Here is a 20,783-nt window from a genome sequence, read left to right as displayed (position 1 = left end):
CTATTTATCTCCTTTTCTTATAACTACATCTCCATAAGGAATGTAATCAAACTCTGATAATGGAATTTCTATATGTTTATTTCAAATTGCTATTGAAGGGACATTAGAACTTGTGCTTAAGTCAATTTCAGGCACATATCCAAGTAAAACTCTTATTTCTTTTGAAAGTTCTACTATTTCTCTATTTGTTGATTTTGATTCATAATTTAAATTAAAAATAGCTGTTAATTCATTAAATTCATTTTCCGCTTCTTCATCAACTCATTTGTTTAAATTATGATTAAATAATTTTGTCACTTTTTTTCCATTTTCTTCAAATTCTTGTTTTAAAGTTTGATCACTAAAAGTTTTTTTAGTTACAGGATCGTAGAAAGTAACATGAGAAATGAAATTAATAATGGAGTTTTGACCTGCAGGTTTTCTATCTTCGAATTTTTTCTCATATTTGTTTGTAGTTTTATTTAAAACTCATTTGTATTTTTGAGATCAAACTGGTTTTTTATTTAATCCTTCACCAGTAAATACATAAACTTTTTCTTTTTTATCATTCAATTTTGGAACAGCATTTCCATCTTTATCAACTTCTTTTGGTGTTCCATCAGAATTTTTTTCATATTCATATTCATATTGAATATCTTCATAATTAGCATCATATGCATTTGTTGCTTTGATTCAATCTGCAAAAGGTAATCATGCTTGTTTTTTATCCGGATATGCTAATCTTTCTTTTTCAAATTCCTTTTTAAAAGCATCTGCATATTTTTTGAATTCTGGGAAAGATTTTACATAAGGACTATCTGCTGGTAATTCAGCAAAATGAGCAATTGCTAAATAAAGTGGACTTCCTTTAAGTTGTCCTGCTCCATCTATAAAAGTTCCAGCTCCATCATAGTCAGCTCCTCAACCAATAATTTGTGAATTTCCTAAACCTAATATTAAAACGTTTCAAACATCTTCTGATTTAAATTCGGCTTGTGAATTAATTTTTAGTCTGCTATCCAAAGTATTCATCATATCAATTACAGAATCAAGAGAAGCAATTTTTGCTGCACTTTCGTTTCTATATCTATTAGAAATAGAAAATTCTACTTTGTCTTTGTTTGCATCTAAATGGTTTTCTGCATAAAATTCATCTAGAATTTTTTTCAATTCTGCTTTTAATATTTCAATTCTTGGTGTTTCGTATTGTTTTTGTTTATTTTGTAAATTATCTAAATATTGTTTTCTTTGTTCTTCGATGTTTTTAGTATAAAATATTTCACCTTTTTGATTTATTGAAAATGTGGTGTTAATATCATCATAGAAATCTCTTGCTGTTTTTCCATCTAGTTCACTTCCACCTAAATGATTATCTGGCCCAATCATAGAAAGTCAAGGAATTGCAGTTTTAGAGTTATCTTTAATGTAGGTATAACTGTTTCATAATGCATCAATAATTGTTCTAAATGCAAAGGATTTTCCTGTAAATAAGGTTTTACCAAGCTGTGCTTTTCCTTTTGCTAATTCTTCAATTGAACTACCAAAAGCAAGTTTAGCATAATTATCATTAAAGTAGTATTTTTTATCTGCTTGACCACCATTAAAGTTAGTTCCTTTTTCAAGAACATCTCTTGCTCCTGGAATTACATCTTTTGATAAACTTCCTTTGTATTGTCCTTTATCTGGACTTTTTCTAAAATGAATTTGAGATAAATCTTTATAAATTATTGATTTATTAGCATCTGATAAATTAGAATATGGAAGAATTGAAACAGTTCCTTCTAAGTAATTATTAAATTGTGCACTGTTAAATTGAACTTGATCTGGATATAAATTATATCTAGATGTTATTTTTTTAACAGAAGTTGCTTCTTTTTCTTTTCAACCTGTTTCTGCATAATAATCATTTCTTATATAAACTGTTCTGTCATTGGATAAACTATAAGGTAAATAAGGTGAAGCATATAGTTGATCATCATCATACATTTTTCCGTATCAGTAGTATCCATATTTAAAGGCATCTCCTGTTTCTCCAAATTCACCTTCATTTTTTCCAGTAAGGTCAAATATTTGTTTATTTCTTTCATCAATAAATTTATGTGATACAGGACTAAAGTAAGTAGAGTCTAATAATAATTTTTTAAATAATTCATTAAAATTAGCATTTTTATTTTCTATTTTTAAAAGGGTTAATCCTTTTTCGTTTGTTCCTTTAATATCAGTTATAAATGTTTCGGATTTTGAAAAGTTATCTTTTTTAATTCCAAATACTTTAAATAAATAATCATTTGAAAGATGGTTTGTACTATCAAAATTGCTTGATGAACCTAAAGAATATTTTCTTATGATGTCATCATCCATTTTTTTAGAACCACCATGATTTGCTCTATATGCACCATCGTAAAGTAATTTTCTATTTCAACCATAAACAAAGTCTTCTAATTCAACATTATATTTACTTTTTTCACCATTACTTTTAACTCATGGAATATCTTTTTTAATAGTTAATTGAATTTTAGATGCTGTACTTAATTTAGTTAAAAAATTTGAACTGTTTATTGATTTAGGATCATTTGAAGTTAATTTAACTAAAGAAGAAGTAACTTCTTCACCTTCTTTAAACATTCCTACTTCATGTTTATCATTATCAAAAACGCTCATTGTTCCATCTGCATCTGTAACATAAATTTTATCAACTAATATTAAACCATATCATTGATAAGTAGGTTTTTTGATTTTGTAGATACCTTCTTCAAATTTGTTTCCATTATTAGGTTTTATATTTTCAAATTCTGCTTGTCCTGAACTGACTGTTGCAAAAAGATTTGCATTAGTAAAATAACTAGCTGGTGTAGAAGGAGTACCTAATATTACACTAAAATCTTGGTCAAATTTTTTGTAGCCTGAAGTAGCTAAATTAACAATAGAACTTATTTCTTGTCTTTTATAATGTGGTTCTATTGTAGAACAAGATACAACAGTAGCTGTTGTACCAACTAAAACTGCTGGCACTGAAAAACCAATTAATAGTCTTCTTTTTTTCATATCTTTCCTTTCTTAAATATTTAAATATTAATAAAATAAAAACTCTTATAAAAACTAGCTTTTTTCTAATTTCTATAAGAGCATATTTATTTTATTAATATTAAAATGTTTTTTACATCTCAAAGAAATTAAAGAAAAAATCATTGTTCTTAATCATCTTAGTAACAATGTTTTTATTAAAAATACGTTTAATAACAATGATTTTCATTTTTCTCCTCTTTTTGATTTAACTTTAATATTATACATTTTTTTTGAAAAATTGTAAATTTTTTTATAAATTTCCATTTTTAATCAAAAAATTAATCTTTTTTATTTAATTTTATCTTTGAATTTTTTCATTAATTCATCAATATTTAATTCTTCTAGTTTTTTAAGTTTTTCTTCCGCTCTTTTAATTCTTTCTTCTTCAGTTATTTCTTTTTTAATTTCTTGTTTTATAACAGAAGCATTAGTTTTTTGAAAATTAGTTTCTTTTTCTTTTTTTGTTATTTTTTCTTCTTTTATAAAGGATTTTTGCTTATTTTCAGAAATTTTGTTTTCATTTTTAACTTCAATTTTTTCTTCTTTTTTTAAATTATTTTCAATAACATAAGCATTTATTTTACTTACATAAAAAGCATTTTTATTTTTGCTATTACTAAAACCTTCATCTAAATTAGAATAATTCAAAGAAGAAAAATCAAAATCAGAAACATTATTATCTAAATCAAAAACTGAAATTTTGGTTTTATTTTCTAAAACAACAGAATCAATAACTTCTAATTTAGAAATTTTATTTTGTGCAAAAATCATTTTTCCCTGTGTAGTTTTATTGCTAAAAGGTATTTTTGCAACATTTAATTTTTTATATTGTGCTTTTTTGGTAAATAATAGAATATCATCATCTTGGTCAACTAATGAAAAACTTGAAACAAGTGAATCTTTTGGCAGTGAAATTAATTTAACACCAGAAGAGTTTGTATTATATACTGGAATATCAATTTCACTATATTTTACAGCTTTTCCTTCACTTGAAATAATTATTATATCTTTGTAATTATCACTTATTTTTGCAGCAACTAAATAATCATCGCTTTGTTTTATTTTAATTGCACTAATAGTTTTATTAAATCTTGAAACTTCAAAATCTTTAGCTAAAACTCTTTTTCCAATTCCTTGAGAAGTAATTAAAGTTATGTAATTATTAACTTCAAAATCTTTGACTAAAATAATAGATACTATTTTTTCATTACTTTTTAGAGAAACAAAGGTATTTAAATGAATTCCAAAATCTTTTCATTTAGATTCATCAATTTTATGTATTGGTAAATAAATATAGTTTCCTAAATTTGTAAAAATTAAAAGTTTATCAATTGATTCTACTTTGTCTAAAAATAGCAAGGGATCTTTATCTTTTAATAAATAAGTTGATAATTCATTAGAGTCAAAAGTTTTAACAGTTATTTTTTTAACATAACCATCTCTAGAAACTCCAACATAAAAATTTTCTTGTTTAATTAATTCTTCTTTATTAATTTCAACTTTAAATTCTTCTTCATAAATTTCTGTTTTTCTTTCAGTTGCAAATTCTTTTTTAATTTCTTTAAATAGGGAAATTAAAAATTGATCGAAAGAGTTTTTATTATTTAAAAGATCGAGTGTCTTTTTAATTCTTTCTTCAAGCATATTTTTTTCATCGATATAAAGTTGCTGATCTATTCTAGAAAGTCTGTATAATCTCATTTCAGCAATTGCTGTTGCTTGTAATTCACTAAAGTTAAAGTTTTTCATTAAAGCTTCTATAACACCTTTTTTAGAATTGTCAGAATTTCTAATTATTTTAATTACTTCTTCTGTAATATCTCCAACTTTTATTAAAGCTAAAGTGATTTCTAGTTTTCTCTTATCTTTTTCCAAATCAAAGGTTAATTCCTTTGTTTTATATGTTTTAACATGATTCAAGTACGCATCTAACATATTATTCAAAGACATTAATTTTGGTGCATTATTTTCAATTGCAATGGAATTATATGAATAATAAACTTGCATTTCAGTTTTTAATAATAAATAATTTAAAACAGATTCAACTTTAGTATCATTATCAATTTCGATGATGATGGAAATTCCGTTTCTATCAGATTGATCTCTTACTTCTTTAATTCCATTTATTTTTTTATCTATTCTTATTTCATCAATGTCTTTAATTAATTTAGACTTAACCACACCAAAAGGGATTTCATAAATTTCAATATGCTTTTTATTAATTTCTTCGCTTAACCTGTATTTTGAAACTAAAACAATTCTTCCTTGACCTCTCTCAAAAGCTTCTAAAATCCCTTTTTTTCCGTATATTATTCCACCAGTTGGAAAATCTGGACCTTGAACAATGGAAGATAATTTTCTTAATTCAATATTAGGATTTTTTATTTTTGCAATTGCTGCATCTAAGATTTCTCCTAAATTATGTGGAGGAATTTCAGTAGCAAATCCTGAAGCAATTCCTTTTGCTCCATTAATTAGTAAATTAGGAATTAATGATGGTAATACAGTGGGTTCTTTTTCCGAATCATCAAAATTTGGAGCAAAAGAAACGGTGTTTTTATTAATAGCTTCCAACATTAAATTAGTTATTAAACTTAATCTTGTTTCAGTATAACGCATAGCAGCAGCAGGATCGTCATCTATAGAACCTTTATTTCCATGCATTTCAACTAAAGGAACATTCATTTTTCATTCTTGAGCCATTCTTACCATAGCTTCATAAATAGAAGAATCTCCGTGTGGATGGTATTTACCAATAACATCACCAACTACTCTAGCTGATTTTTTAAAAGGTTTATCACTTTTTAAACCTAATTCCCACATTGAATATAAAATTCTTCTTTGCACAGGTTTTAAACCATCACGAGCATCAGGAAGTGCTCTTTGTTGTATTATATATTTAGAATATCTACCAAAACGATCTGATAAAATAGCATCTAATGATTTTGCTAAAAAATTTTCTTTATTTTTATTAAATATCATTATTTACTCCTGATTTATTAATATTACTTTCAAAGTCATCTTCAAGGGAAAAATCAACATTTTTGTTAATTCATTCTTTTCTTAATTCAACTTTATCTCCCATTAAAATAGAAACTCTTCTTTCTACAATTGCCACATCTTCAATTGAAACTTTAATTAAAGTTCTTGTTTCTGGATTCATAGTTGTTTCTCAAAGTTGCTCAGCATTCATTTCTCCAAGTCCTTTATATCTTTGGATTTCAGAATTGGGTTTATTTTTTAATAATTCTCTTAATTCTTCGTCACTTCAAGCATAAAGAATTTGATTTTTAGGTTTTCTTGTAATTTTATATAAAGGTGGTTGTGCAATATATACCATTCCATGTTCAATTAAAGGTTTCATATATCTAAATAAAAATGTTAAAAGTAAAATTTGAATATGGGCACCATCAGTGTCAGCATCTGTCATTATTATAATTTTTCCATATTGTGCGTTTTTAAGGTTGAATTCGCTACCAACACCAGCACCAATTGTATTGATTATTGTGGCAATTTCTTCATTTTTTAAAATATCAAGAAGTTTTGATTTTTCTGCATTAATAACTTTACCTTTAAGTGGTAAAATGGCTTGAGTTTTTTTATCTCTTCCTAATTTAGCACTACCACCAGCAGAATCTCCTTCGACAAGAAAAATTTCTTTTTCTTCCGGTTTTTTGCTTTGTGCTGGTGTTAATTTACCAGATAAAATTTTCTTTTCACTTAAAGCATCTTTAGTTTTTCTAATTTCTGCTCTTGCTAATCTTGCGGCATTTCTTGCTTCAAAAGATTTTTTAATTTTTTCAATTATTTTTTGAGTTTCTTCTTTATTTTCGTTAATTCAGAATTTTAATTCTCGAGAAACCACTTCTTCCACAATTGTTTTTGCTTCAGGGGTTCCTAATTTATCTTTAGTTTGACCTACAAATTCTAAAATCGATTCTGGTACTTTTAAAGAAAGGATTAAAGTTAACCCTTCTCTAATATCATTTCCATCAAAAGCAGTAATTTTTCCTTTTAAAAGGTTTTTTTCTTGTGCATAATCATTAAAAACCTTTGTAAATGCTGTTTTGGCAGCAATTTCATGTGTTCCACCATCTTTGGTTTTGACATTATTTACAAAAGAAATAATGGACTCAGAATAACTTTCTGTATATTGAAAACCAAATTCTACTTCTATTTTATTTTTATTATCACTAAAAGTTGCGATTTGTTTATTAATTACTACTTTAGAATCATTAATAAACTCAACAAAAGCTTTTATTCCATTTTCGTGTTTAAAAGTTTCGTTTTCTCCTGTATTTTCGTCATTAATTTTGATAGTTATACCTTTTAATAAAAAAGAAGATTCTCTTAATCTTTCACTAATTGTTTGAAAAGAAAATTTTGCTTTTTTAAAAATTTCATAATCAGGCAAAAAATGAACTTTTGTTCCTCTTTTGCCTGTATTTCCCATTAATTTGGTTTTATTTTTTATAGAACCACCATTTTCAAATTCAGTATAATATTCTTTTCCGTCTTTGAAAACTCAAACTTTTAATCATTTAGATAATGCATTAACTACAGAAGAACCAACTCCATGCAAACCACCAGATGTTTTATAAGCTCCTTCAGAAAATTTGCCACCTGCATGTAATTCACTAAAAACAAGTTCTACTCCTGTTAAACCACTTTCGTGTTTATCTACAGGAATCCCTCTTCCATCATCTTCTACAATAACAGAACCATCTGATTTCAAAGTTACTTCTATTTTTTTAGCAAAACCTGCTAAACATTCATCAACTGCATTATCAACAATTTCTCAAACTAAATGGTGTAAACCATTGACATCAGTGGAACCGATGTACATTCCTGGACGTTTTCTAACACCTTCAAGTCCTTTCAAGACTTTTAAACTACTAGCATCATAATTCATATTATTATTTTATAGCATTTTTCTTTTTTATTTTAAAAATACAAAAAAATATTTAATTTTTCATTTATTAAAAAGTCGAAAAAATGTTTAAAACATGATAAAATTTTCGTTTTTGGAATTTTTTTAGCGAATTCTTTGTTTTTTTTTTTTTTTGTATTATTGAAGTAGGTAAAGAAAATCTTTGCCTTTTAAATTATTAAGAAAGGAGGAGTTTTTATGTTAAATTGAAAAACAGTATGAACAAACCATTTTGGCGACAAAGATTGTGGTTATGATTATGCAGGAAGATATATTTGTTTTTCTGAATACGGTTCAAAAACAAGTTCTGCTTGAAACATTGAACACATAAGACCAAGTTCTATTGGTGGAACAGATAGATATGAAAATTTAATTCCTGTTCACGTTGTTACTAATGCAGAAAGAGCAAATAAACCAGCTTGAGTTTCTAATACCATTCCTTTTGAATATATAAAAGGAAAAGGCATAAGAAATAAAAGAACTGGTAAAATTGTTTCTTAAATGACAGCAAATAAGCACTTAATTTTTTAAGTGCTTATTTTAACTTCTTAATTTTAAAAATAAAAATAAAGGATATACAATGAAAAAAGAAAAAATTGAATTGATGCTTTTAATTTTTATTTGTTTAATATTAACTTTTCTTTCTTTATTTAATTTGGATGAATCTATTTGAATTTGAGAAAGAAATATAAATATTTGAAGAAAAATAATTAATATATTTGTAGCAATTTCAGGTATATTGGGCGTTATATCAATTGTAATGTTTGCAAAAAAGAAAAGAATTGCATTTATTTTAGCAATCCTTAATGCTGTTTTGTATGCATTTTTCTCATTTAGTAATGGTCTTGTGATTGACGGTTTTATTCAAATTTTATATATATTTATATTAATTTATATTTTTATAAAAGAAATAATAAATAATAAATATTTAAAAAAAATTAGAGAATTAAGACCCTCTTTATATGCTTCAATAGTTTTTGCAATATTTTTTGTTTTATTAGTCACTATATTTTACTTTTTAAATCCATATACAAATAATTTTATTGGCAAAATGCTAAATATAGATTATTTAGAATTTGCATCTAATTTTAATTATAAAATAACTGCATCACTAATTTTAGCAACATTTAATGCTATTTCAGTTGTTGCATTAACAATGATGGCTTTGGGATTTAGACAAAATTGAATAATTTGATGTTTTAAAAATATTCTTTGTTTCTTTTTCTTCGGTGGGATTGCTTTTTTAAGTTGAACTATATTATTTATTAATTTTGTTTATTTGGTTATTTCAATTTATTTATATTTTGTTATTTCTAAAGAAAAAAGATTAACAATTGCATTCATAGGAATGGGAGCAAGTGGTAAATCCACTATTATCAATAATTTAAGAAATTTTTTAACAGAAAAAAATATTAAAATTATTGATGAAAGATTAAAAGATGAACAAATATTTATAGATTATATGAATGATTTAAAAGCTAAAGGGTATTTTACACAAAAAATATTCTTTAAAGATCGCTTAAAACAAATTAGAGAAATGCAAAACTATTCCAAATCACTAATTGATAGACATATGATTGATGATTTTCTTTTCCCAGAAACATTAATAAAAATGAACTATTTTACGCCAAAACAAAAGGTTTTATGAAATTTCTTTTATAAGGTTAAATACAAATTTCTGTTATCTTTAGAACCTAAGGTTGACATCGCTTTTCTTATTTTAAAAGATTTTGATTTTATTTGAAAAAATAGAACTAATGCAAGTGAAAAACACGAATTAGAAATCGAAAAAAAGAGAAGAAAAATTGAACTTCAAAACAAAAATTTTTTTCAAATGGTAAACACAGAATATTTAAAAGAAAATAAAGAAATTAGTAAGAATTTAAGAAAAAATCTAATGCTTTTTGCTAAAAAACACTATGAATTTATAAATATAGAAATAGAAGATTCTACAGAAAAAATAAAAGAAATTATTCAAAAAGAAGTAGAAAATTACTAAATTTAAAATCAACCACAATTAAGATGGTTGATTTTAATTTATACAAAATTGATAAAAATTTTAATATTTCCACTTATTGAAAAATTTAGAGTTTGTTTGGAAACAATAAAAACATCACCTTGTTTAATTTTTGTGATTTTGTTTAAAAAACCTTCTCCTTCAAAAACTACAACTTCTGTACAATATTTTGCTTTTGTTGTGTCAATAATTTCTGTAGTATTATTTATTTCTTTTTTAGTTAAGTTAAAATTTTTTGCATTGTAAAACCCTTCTTGATTTAGTTGTTTTTGAATAATAGCTTGCAAATCCAATTTCATAGTTTCAAGAGATTCTTTAATATGAATTTCTCTTTTTTTACCATCTGTATCTATTCTTTCATAGTCATAAAGACGATAAGTTATATCACTAGATTGTTGCAATTCAAAAACCATAGTTTCTTCCGGTATTCCGTGAATTAAACCAGATTCTATAAAAACAAAATCTCCTTTTTTAAGTTCTATTTTATTTAAATATTTTTCAGTTTCTTTACTATTAATAACTTTTTCAAAAACTTTTTTTTCTGTTGTTGTAGAACCTAAAATAAAGGGTTTTCCTGTATTTTCTAATACATATCAACATTCATTTTTACCTAATGAATTAAATTTTTTAGCATATTCATCATCGGGGTGAACTTGAATGCTTAAAGGATATTTTGCATCTAAAAATTTAGTTAAATTAGGATAAACAAATGTTTCAACTTCATTTTTGTCTAAACCAAAAAATAAAGGATTTCCCTTTATAAAATCACTAAATTTTTGATTTGTGTTGCTCAAGGTTGATTCACAATCTTTTATTGCTGAAATCAATCATGCTTCACCAATATTTTCTTTTAAATTAAAAATCTTTTTTATGTTGTTATTTGCTCATAAAGTTTTTTTAAAATATGGTTTTAAAAAAATAATCTGTTCCATTTTATCTCATTTTTTTGTTAAATAATGAATTTGCAGTCAAACTACTAAAAATTAATGATAGAAATGAAATTAATAATAAAAATATTCCATATATAAATTTAGTGATGTTAACTGCTTCCAGCATCTTACTAATAGAATTATATTTTTCACTTCCTTCTTTTAGTGTTGATAATTGTTTGTTTAACTCAACAAACTTATCATAATCTGCTGTACCTAAAACTGTTAATATTATACCAATAATGAGAGAAATTAAGAAAAGTGATATAAATAGATATAAAATTACTTTGTCTTTATTTAAACTTATTTTATTCATTTTTAGCCCCTTTTCTTAAATTGAGTTTATTTTTTAAATTATTTAAAAAAGGTATGTTTATATTTATATTTGATGATTTTGAATTTTTTCAAAATCCATAAATTAAACAAGTAATTGTTGTTCCTACAATAATTGATAAAAAGAAGAATAAGATTCCTAATCCGCTACCATGAACATTAGAACCAACTGCTCCTAAAATTGCAACAATAGGTCCACCATGAGCTGCTGCATTTGTAACACTTAATAATCCAGCCATTGCTCCTGCAATTGCTGAACCAATTACATTAGCAGTAATAACTCTTTTTGGATCTGCTACTGCAAAAGGTATTGCTCCTTCACTAATTCCAATAAATCCCATAATTAAAGCAGAAATACCTAATGATCTTTCTTGTTCATTGAATTTTTTTCTAAAAATTATTGTTGCTAATCCCATTCCAAGTGGTGCTACAGGTATAGCAGCAGCAACCATTCCCATTGGCTCAAAAACTTTTTGTGCAACTAAGGCTGTAGAAGTTAAAAAGGCTACTTTATTTATTGGTCCTCCCATATCAAATCCTGCCATTCCACCAAGTAAACCACCAATTAGAAATGCAATTCCTAAATTTAATGCTCCACCACTTTTAAATAAGTTTTGTAGTGCATTAATAAATTTATCCATTATAAAACCAATAGGAGCTCCTATTATAAAAATAACTAATAATGAATAAAATAAAGTTACAGCGATAGGTATTACAAACATTGGAATTATTGCAGCAATAGATTTTTGAATTTTTAGTTGTGCTAATCACTTAACTGTATAACCAATTAAAATTCCAAAAAGAATTGAACCTAAAAATCCCATTGGAGTTTGAACACTTATGTTACCAATACTAAAGAATAAACTATTCATATTTGCAACAGTGGAGACAACAAATGCTGGCATTATTGCAGCTCTACCAGCAATTGAATAAGCGATATATGCTCCCAAAGCACCTATCATTAAGGTAAATGATACAACTCCTATTTGTAGTATGTATCAAAGAAAATCACCTTTTGGTGCTGCAGAATTATTTCCATAAATACTTTTTCCAATTCCTAAAGATAAAGCAATCATGATCCCACCAAAAATTACAAATGGAATCATATAAGAAATACCAGTAACAATATGTTTTAATAAACCTTTTTTATCTGTATTTTCCTTTATATTTGTTGATTTTTCAGTGTGTTTATACACTGAAGATTTTTCTGCTTTTTTGATTACTTCTTCAGTATTGTGGATTGCTTCTTTTGTGGAAGTTGTATATAATTTTTTGTTATTAAAAATCGATAAATCTACTTCTACATCGCTTGCTACTATCACAAATTCAGCTTCTTCAATATCTTTTGATGTTAAAGTATTTTTAGAACCTACTGAACCACGAGTTTCAATTTTAGGAATATATCCTTTTTCTATTAATTTCTTTTCTAATGTTTCTGCAGATAAATAAGTATGAGCAATTCCTACAGCACAGGAAGTTATACCTATAACTTTTTTACCATTAAAATCTTTTACTTTTGTTTCTTCTTTCTTGCTTATAAAGTTATTAAATAAAGTTACTATTTCTTCTTTATCCAAACTACTTTTAAGTTTTTCAATCATTTGAGAATCTAAAAGCATTGTAGAAACTTTTGCTAATGTTTCTAAATGAATATTATTTTCAGTTTTAGATGGAACTAAAATTGAAAATATGTATTTTACTTTAGAATTATCAAATGTTTTTCATTCTATATTTTCTTTCAACTTTATAAAAAATAAAGCTGGTTTATCAATGTATTCAGACTGAGCGTGGGGTATAGCAAATTCTTGTTCCATACCAGTTGAAACTTGATTTTCTCTATTTATCAATGATTTATAAACTTCATAAGAATCTGAAGTTATTTTTAGTTCACTTGCTTTTTTAGCTATGAAATTAAAAACTTCATCTTGAGTTGTTAAATCTTCGTTGATAAAAATTTTATCTTTTGAAAAAATTTCCATTTTTCCTCCTTATGTCTATAATAAAATTATATTTTTATAAAGAAAACAAAAAGGAAAAAGGAAAAAAATTTACTTTTTATATGTAAAATTAAGAAAAATATTTTTCTTATTTATTTCAACCTTCTAATATTTTTAAATTCTTTAAATAAATTTCATCATAATTATGATTCTTATGTTCTATTAAAAGAAAAAATATTAAATCTGCTATAAACTGTTGATTTATTTTGGAAGAAATGGAAACTAATCTTTTATCTTGTTCTAAGGTATGATAAATGATTACATTTTGATATTTTTCTTTCATTGTTTTGTTTGCTGTTATTAGATAAAATTTAATTTTTTGCTCTTCAAACAAATTTATAATATGTTTAATTTCTTTTGTGTCACAAGATTTTGAAAATAAAATATTTGTAACTTGTTCTTTTCTTTCTTGTGCTGATATAAGTAAAAAAGAGTGAAAGTCTTTAAAAGGTAAAGCATTTAAACCAATTTTTTGCAAATTAATTCCCAACTCGCCAGCAGAAAGAAAAGAACTTCCTGCTCCAAAAAGATAAGTTTTTTCTGAATTTACAATATCATGAACCAAATCATTAATTTCTTTTAAGTCAACTAAATGAGCAGTTTGAAAAATCGATTCTTTATAGTAATTAAATAATTTATTTAATATTTCTATATTCTTTTCTTTTTTAATGCCATTTAAAGTTTCATTAGAGTTTAAATAATTATGAAATACATAGAATTGCATATCCTTTAATGAGTTAAAACCTAATTTTTTTACAACTTTTGAAATCACTGAAGTGGAGATAAAAGTTTTTAATGCTATTTGTTTAATGGAAAAACTATAAAATTCTTTAGGATTATCTAAAGCAAAATTTATTAAATTCATTTCGGTTGAAGTTAGTTTTTCCAATTCTTTAGAAGTAAAAAGTTTAATATTCATATTTTCTTGTCCTTTTAAAAATTATACATTCAAAAAAAGATTAATAAGTTATGAAAAAAGCAAAAACCTAATTTTTATTAGGAATTTGCTTTTAATTTTAATTCTTTTATTATTAATAATAGGAATTTGTTTTTATTGTTTTACCTTTTAAACTTTTATTTTTCATATAAAATATTTAATTTTTTGTATTTTTCTAAGTATTTTAATTTAATTTCTACTTTTTTAAGAATAAAGTAAAAACTAAAATTATGTAAAAATAAAAGAAATTTATTTTGAATTAATTTTTCAATTTGTTTATAATCTCTTTTTAAATATAATAATAGAAAAACAGGTTTAATAAATGTTAGTAAACTCAGTAGAAAAAGTGGAATCACAATAATCAATATTAATGGAGCGTCCTTTGTTTTTGGATCTTGAACTAAAATAAAAGAAAGAAGTAATACCATACTTAAAAAATAGATAATTAAAAGTATTCTAATAAAGAAACTTATTATTACTGATTTAGTGCTTTTCAAAGATTTGATATAGACACTTAACAATTCAAACTTATTCATTTTTTTCTCCAAGTATTTTTTCATATTTTTTTGCTATTAATCTCATATATAATTCTCTTCTATCCATAGAATTTCTAGTATTTTCAAAAGAGAAATTTTCTAACAAAGCAAAATTTTTATTAATTTTATGTTCTTCTAAAAATTCTTCTTTTTCTTTTTCGTTTTTAAAGAAAAATACAGGATTTTCAAATGAAAATGTAGTATTATGAATAACATAATTTTTCATAATATCATCATATTCATTATCAAAAGATTTTCTAAGTGTTTTTACTTCAAAATTTGTTTCTAAATTTTCCAACAAGGAATATAAACTAATTTTTTTAAAGTTTATTTCAAGAAATATTTCTTCTTCTTTTAAAAAACTAATCTTTTCAATTTTTAAATCAATATTATATTTTAACATTTGATCAAAAGCTGAAATTAGTGAAAACTGAGATGAGTGTAAAATAACATCTTTATAAATTTCTTTGAAAGAATCTAAAGAAAATTCCCAATTCTCCAAACTTAAATGTTTTAAATCCAAAATTAAATTACTTATTTTGGTTTCATCTTTATTTTCTAAATTGAGTTGTTTATATAACTGAATAAGTTTAGAGGCAAATTGAAATTCTTTATTAGGAATTGTGAAATTATATTTTTTAACTAAATATTCTTCTGGAATAAATCTAAATAATAAACTATCAATTTTTATGTTTTTATATTTTCCTTTTGCAACTAATTTGGTATTAACTAAATTTTCATTATTATTTAAGTTTAAACTACTTAAATTAAGAACTTTGCTACTTTGAGAACAAAAGTCCAAATCATTTATTTTCCTATTAAATTCAAAAGTTAAATAGGAAGCAAAACTACCTAAAAATAAGGCATTTTGGTTGTTTTTACTGATTTCTTTTGCTACCTTGAATATATTTTTAGTTTCTTTGTCCATTTTAAATTCGGAAAATAATTTAAAATTAAATTTTAGAAACATAATAATACTAAGTATTTTTCTTGCTGTTACAAATTTATTTTTTTGATAGTAAACTATAAATAAAATATGAAAAATGACAATAATACTTAGGTAAGTTCAAATAAAGAAAACAATTCAGAAAAAAAGATAAGTATATCAATCATAATTGGTATTAATAAGATAAAATAAACCAACAAAACATATGATAAAGTTTATAACAAAAACAATGTCTCAAAATAACGATCAAAAAGACGTTAACTTAAAATAATTTATTTTAAGTGCTATATTGGAATTAAGTTTCATTTTAGATAACTCCTTTGTTTTATTTAAAAAGGTTGTAAAAAATCCTAAACTTAATTAGGATTTTGTTTAGTTTATTATTTTATTAAATAAATAAATTTATTTTAAAGTCCTAAAAAAGTAAAAATGAAAATACTGGTTAATTTTAATAATTAACTTCTTGATATTATAAATAATAATATTTTTAGTTATTTTCATTTTTCCTCCTGCAACCATAATTTCATTATAATACTTTTTTGCAAAATTTTCAAAATAAAACCAAAATATTTTAAAATCAATTATTAATTTCAAATATAAAATTGTAAAATGATATAATAAAATTAAATATATTATAATTTATAAAAGATAGGGGATAGTGTGAAAATTTCAGACATCAAAAAAATTGCTCATAGAATCATTGAAAACCAAAATATAGAAAATAGTTTTATAGAATATAAAAAATCTTTAGACTTTAAAGATAAAATTCTAAAAACTGCTTGCGCTTTTGCTAATAACTATATGAATGATGAAATTGGTCTATTATTTATTGGAATTGAAGAAGTAAATGATACAACTACTGGTGATAAAGCATTTCCAAAACGCCCAATAACAGGTATAAAAGAATCAAAAATAGAAAGCCTAGAAAATAAAATAAAATCTCTACTAGTTAATATTTACCCTAAAATAAATTACAATCTCCTAACTGATCAAATAGATGACAAGTATTATTTAATTATCGCTATAAAAGACAATAATAACGGACCTTTTCAAACAACAGAAAAGGCAGAAAAAGAGATTGGATTAAAACCTGGACGATATATAAGAATAGGAAGAGACACAAGATTACCTAAACCCCTTGAAGAATTTGAACTTTTAAGAAAATTTGCTAACTATTCTTTTAGTTCTAATTTAAATCATATTGCAACAATTGATGATTTAAATTATGAATATATGAAAGAATATTTGATATTAACAAATGCTAAAAAAGATATTATAGAAATGTCTAAAATTGATATGGCAAAAAGTATGGGACTAATAAGTGATAATAAATTTGAAAATTATCGAGCAAAAAATTTTGCTGTTCTAATGTTTGCAGAAAATCCAAGTAAATTTATTCCTAATGCATTTGTTAAAGTGATTAGAGAAGTAGATGGTACTGACAAGATGGAAGAAAAAATATTTGATGGACCAATTTGACTTCAAGTAAAACAAGTTAATAAGTATTTTGAAAATAATATAATGACATACTACACAATAAGAGAAGATAACAAAATAGAACATAAAATTATTTATAATTATCCACTTGCAACTTTCAAAGAATTAGCAACAAACGCAATTTTACACAAAGAATATGAAAATAATGAATTTGTTGGGATTTATATTTATAAAGATAGAATCTCTTTCATCAACCACAACAAGCCATTACCGCCAGTAACAATAGAATCTCTAAATAATGAAACCAGTTTCGATCAAAGAAAATATATAAACAATGAAATCAAAAATATGTTTTTTGCACTGAAATTAATAGAATCTTATGGTTCAGGGATAAGAAGAGCAAAATCAACTCTTTTGCAAAATAATTCACCTAAATTACTATTTAGTTCAGGGGATGAAAAAAGTAATTTTACCAATGCAATTATTAAAATAAATGAAGAATTTTATAAAAATTTTGATAATAGTTTTTCTAAAAAAACTACCACCAAAACTACCACCAAAACTACCACCAAAACTACCACCAAAACTACTCTTAAATATGATCAAATTCTTAATTTATTAGAGAAAAATCCGTTAATAAATACAAAAGAAATATCAGAAAAATTAAACATCACAATAGATGGAGTTCGTTATCATTTAAGAAAAATGAAAAAGGAAGGATTGGTACGTTATGAGGGTTCTTCCAAACTCGGAAAATGAGTAATTAAAAGGAAATAAAATAATATAATGTAAAATCTGAGTGTATTTAGGTAACATAAGACATTTTGTTTAAATTACTCTTGATTACTTTTTTACAAAGCAATTAATTTCATTATTTATTTAATAAAAAAGTTAACATTTTGAATGTTAACTTTTTTCTTTTGCTTTGAAATTATTTAATAATTTCTGTTACTGAACCAGCACCAACTGTTCTTCCACCTTCACGGATTGAGAATTTTGTACCTTGTTCAACAGCGATAGGAGCGATTAATTCAACTGTTAAGTCAACATTATCTCCTGGCATAACCATTTCTCTTCCTGCTTCAAATTTAATTCCACCAGTAACGTCTGTTGTTCTAAAGTAGAATTGTGGTTTGTAGTTTTGGAAGAATGGTGTATGACGTCCACCTTCTTCTTTTTTAAGAGCATAAATAGCTGCTTTAAATACTGTGTGAGGAACTATTGTTTTTGGTTTAGCAATAACTTGTCCTCTTTCGATTTCTGTTCTATCTACTCCACGTAGTAAAACTCCAGCATTATCTCCAGCCATAGCTGAATCAAGGTTTTTTCTGAACATTTCAATTCCAGTAACAACTGTTTTTTTAGGTTGTTCTTTGTAACCAACGATTTCAACTTCTTCGTTAATTTTAACTTGTCCTCTTTCAACTTTTCCTGTAGCAACTGTTCCACGTCCTGTAATTGTGAAAACATCTTCAACCGCCATTAAGAATGGTTTATCCATTTCTCTAACTGGAGCATCGATATATGTGTCAACTGCATTCATAAGTTCAAAGATTTTTTCTTCTCATTCTGGTTTTCCTTCTAAAGCACCTTTAGCTGAACCTCTAATGATAGGTGTGTTTTCACCATCGAATTCGTAAGAAGATAATAAGTCTCTAATTTCAAATTCAACTAGGTCAACCATTTCTTCTTCACCAACTAACATATCTACTTTGTTTAAGAAAACAACGATTTTTGGAACCCCAACTTGTTTTGATAATAAGATGTGTTCTCTTGTTTGAGGCATTGGTCCATCTGTAGCAGCAACTACTAAGATAGCACCATCCATTTGAGCTGCACCTGTAATCATGTTTTTAACATAGTCAGCGTGACCTGGACAGTCAACGTGTGCATAGTGTCTTTTTTCTGTTTCGTATTCAATGTGAGCTGTGTTAATTGTAATTCCACGTTCTCTTTCTTCTGGAGCAGCATCGATTGATGCATAGTCTTTAGCTTCTGCTAATCCTTTTTTTGATAAAACTGTAGCAATAGCTGCTGTTAAAGTAGTTTTACCATGGTCAACGTGTCCAATTGTACCAATATTAACGTGTTCTTTTGAACGATCAAAATTTAATTTTGCCATTATATTTCCTTTCATTTATATTAATTTATTTTATTTTAAACGCGCTTAAAACCAACCAAAGAATAGTCTTTCATCTATTTCCTATCCAATCGCGCTTAATTTTTAGTATTTATTTATTATATAAAATACATTAATATTTTACCAAAAAAAAGCAAAAATAAAAATTATTCATACCACAAAAAAATAAAAAGAAAGCACCCTGACGGGTGCTATGAATATAGTATTAATTAATTTATCTGAATTTTTAATATATATGACTATTTAACTAAATTTATGATTGAAAACAAATATAATTTATGAATTACAAGAATTTAATTAAAAATTTAAATATATAGTGTGTATATTAAGTGTAAATTATGTGTGAAGTAAAAGGAGTTAACAAAACTATATTAAAATAAAATTAAAAATTAAGAAAATAAATTAAATAAAACAAATCTAAAAGTAATTATAATATTTCGCATAGATAGTTCTCTATGCGTTATTATTCTACCATAAAAACGCTTCTTTTTTTTTTTTTTTGCAAAAATTTTTATTTTTTTAAAAAAATTAATAATTTATTTCAAATTAAGAGAACTTACTATAAAAAAATAAAATCCTTATTATTTCTGTATTTCATATTATAATTTAATAATATTTATATTTGAAAGTAAACAGGGAATATGAAAAAAAGAAAATTATTATTTATTGGTTCGTCAGTAGTAACTTTACCTACTTTGTTTGCAGTTTCTTGTGTTGATAAAAACCAAACTTCTGAAAAAACACCAGAAAACAAAAAAGAATATAAACTAGAAAATAGCAAATTCTTATTTAAAAACAACCAATCTTTTATTGAATTAACTTTTAATCAAGAACTTACTGGAGCAAACTCCGCTTCTATAAGTTTATTAAACAGAAATACCAAAGTTAAATCTTCTATTGAAGAAAATATTAAAAATAATTTAACAAATAAAGTTGTTTTTAATTTATCAAAGGCAAACATTGAAAAAGAACAAGATTTTCTTGTTAAATCAATTTTAATTGATGGCAAAAAAGTTAATTTAAATAAAGAAATTAACTTTTTAAGCGATGAAAAAGTAATTACTGATTTTAATCCTGAATTTAATTCACAAAAAAATAATTTAGTATTTCAAACTTTTAATTTTTATTATTCTGATGATAAAAATATAACGAAAATAAAAGAAAATGATAATAAAACACTACTAAACAAGCAAAATGAAAATTACAAAAAATATTTAGAAACAAAAGGAAATGAAGACACAACCACTTCTGCTTCTAAAAAAGATTTAGAAATAAAATCAAATGATTTATTATTTGATGAAAGAGAAGTTGAAGTAACTGAAAAATATATTGCATTAAAATTCCACCAAACAAACATTTATGAATTTAATAAAGGTAAGATTTTAGTTAAAAATCTAAATCCTTTAAAACCTTGATCAAAAGTTATTGATCTAGATTATGATATTGTGGCTCAAGAAGTGAGATTTTTAAGAAGTGAAATATAAACATGGACACAAAAACTTAACATTATTTTATAACGTCGCAGCAAATTGTTGC

14 protein-coding genes are annotated in these 20,783 nt (G+C 24.6%); 4 read left to right on the top strand and 10 right to left on the bottom strand.

Annotation, left to right across the window (positions count from 1 at the left end; genetic code table 4):
- The 3 genes from ACXX89_RS01550 to parE form a co-directional block, all read right to left on the bottom strand.
- The gene (locus tag ACXX89_RS01550; protein WP_458557417.1) at positions 1 to 3,024 is read right to left on the bottom strand and encodes an OppA family ABC transporter substrate-binding lipoprotein; all 3,024 of its coding nucleotides are present in this window, start codon (positions 3,022 to 3,024) and stop codon (positions 1 to 3) included.
- A 309-nt stretch (positions 3,025 to 3,333) separates the two neighbouring features.
- Positions 3,334 to 6,027, bottom strand: a complete 2,694-nt coding sequence (gene parC, locus ACXX89_RS01545; protein WP_458557416.1) for a DNA topoisomerase IV subunit A — start codon at positions 6,025 to 6,027, stop codon at positions 3,334 to 3,336.
- A complete protein-coding gene (parE, locus tag ACXX89_RS01540) occupies positions 6,017 to 7,957 on the bottom strand; it encodes a DNA topoisomerase IV subunit B (RefSeq protein WP_458557415.1) in 1,941 nt (646 codons plus the stop codon). Before parE ends, parC begins: the two co-directional genes overlap by 11 nt.
- 216 nt (positions 7,958 to 8,173) lie before the next feature.
- Here parE and ACXX89_RS01535 point away from each other — a divergent pair, with 216 nt between their 5' ends.
- Both ACXX89_RS01535 and ACXX89_RS01530 read left to right on the top strand, forming a co-directional pair.
- Positions 8,174 to 8,476: an HNH endonuclease signature motif containing protein gene (locus ACXX89_RS01535; RefSeq protein WP_458557414.1), complete on the top strand. Its 303-nt coding sequence runs from the start codon at positions 8,174 to 8,176 to the stop codon at positions 8,474 to 8,476.
- 79 nt (positions 8,477 to 8,555) lie between these two features.
- The gene (locus ACXX89_RS01530; protein ID WP_458557413.1) at positions 8,556 to 9,974 is read left to right on the top strand and encodes a nicotinamide mononucleotide transporter; all 1,419 of its coding nucleotides are present in this window, start codon (positions 8,556 to 8,558) and stop codon (positions 9,972 to 9,974) included.
- 38 nt (positions 9,975 to 10,012) lie between these two features.
- On the opposite strand, the gene ACXX89_RS01525 is transcribed toward ACXX89_RS01530, so the two are convergent.
- The 6 genes from ACXX89_RS01525 to ACXX89_RS01500 all read right to left on the bottom strand — a co-directional run bounded on the left by ACXX89_RS01525 (position 10,013) and on the right by ACXX89_RS01500 (position 15,976).
- The gene (locus ACXX89_RS01525; protein WP_458557412.1) at positions 10,013 to 10,924 is read right to left on the bottom strand and encodes a type I phosphomannose isomerase catalytic subunit; all 912 of its coding nucleotides are present in this window, start codon (positions 10,922 to 10,924) and stop codon (positions 10,013 to 10,015) included.
- Position 10,925: 1 nt separating this feature from the next.
- Positions 10,926 to 11,237, bottom strand: a complete 312-nt coding sequence (locus ACXX89_RS01520) for a hypothetical protein (protein WP_436358620.1) — start codon at positions 11,235 to 11,237, stop codon at positions 10,926 to 10,928.
- Positions 11,230 to 13,233: a PTS fructose transporter subunit IIABC gene (locus ACXX89_RS01515; protein ID WP_436358621.1), complete on the bottom strand. Its 2,004-nt coding sequence runs from the start codon at positions 13,231 to 13,233 to the stop codon at positions 11,230 to 11,232. Before ACXX89_RS01515 ends, ACXX89_RS01520 begins: the two co-directional genes overlap by 8 nt.
- Before the next feature lie 106 nt (positions 13,234 to 13,339).
- Complete coding sequence (locus ACXX89_RS01510; RefSeq protein ID WP_458557411.1) at positions 13,340 to 14,170, bottom strand: MurR/RpiR family transcriptional regulator; 831 nt, start codon at positions 14,168 to 14,170, stop codon at positions 13,340 to 13,342.
- A gap of 155 nt (positions 14,171 to 14,325) precedes the next feature.
- Complete coding sequence (locus tag ACXX89_RS01505) at positions 14,326 to 14,724, bottom strand: hypothetical protein (RefSeq protein WP_458557410.1); 399 nt, start codon at positions 14,722 to 14,724, stop codon at positions 14,326 to 14,328.
- A complete protein-coding gene (locus tag ACXX89_RS01500; RefSeq protein WP_458557409.1) occupies positions 14,717 to 15,976 on the bottom strand; it encodes an MAG4530 family protein in 1,260 nt (419 codons plus the stop codon). The genes ACXX89_RS01505 and ACXX89_RS01500 overlap by 8 nt, the downstream gene beginning before the upstream one ends.
- Before the next feature lie 354 nt (positions 15,977 to 16,330).
- Between ACXX89_RS01500 and ACXX89_RS01495 the strand changes: the two genes are divergently transcribed.
- The gene (locus ACXX89_RS01495; protein ID WP_458557408.1) at positions 16,331 to 17,884 is read left to right on the top strand and encodes an RNA-binding domain-containing protein; all 1,554 of its coding nucleotides are present in this window, start codon (positions 16,331 to 16,333) and stop codon (positions 17,882 to 17,884) included.
- A 154-nt stretch (positions 17,885 to 18,038) separates the two neighbouring features.
- On the opposite strand, the gene tuf is transcribed toward ACXX89_RS01495, so the two are convergent.
- Entirely contained in the window at positions 18,039 to 19,229 is a 1,191-nt protein-coding gene (gene tuf / locus ACXX89_RS01490) for an elongation factor Tu (RefSeq protein ID WP_436358628.1), read from the bottom strand.
- Between the two features lie 659 nt (positions 19,230 to 19,888).
- On the opposite strand from tuf, the gene ACXX89_RS01485 reads away from it, so the two are divergent.
- Complete coding sequence (locus tag ACXX89_RS01485; RefSeq protein WP_458557407.1) at positions 19,889 to 20,731, top strand: hypothetical protein; 843 nt, start codon at positions 19,889 to 19,891, stop codon at positions 20,729 to 20,731.
- Positions 20,732 to 20,783: the final 52 nt, after the last annotated feature.

It is taken from the genome of Mycoplasma sp. 1012 (assembly GCF_054343455.1).
This window is presented reverse-complemented; position numbering and strand designations above follow the sequence as displayed.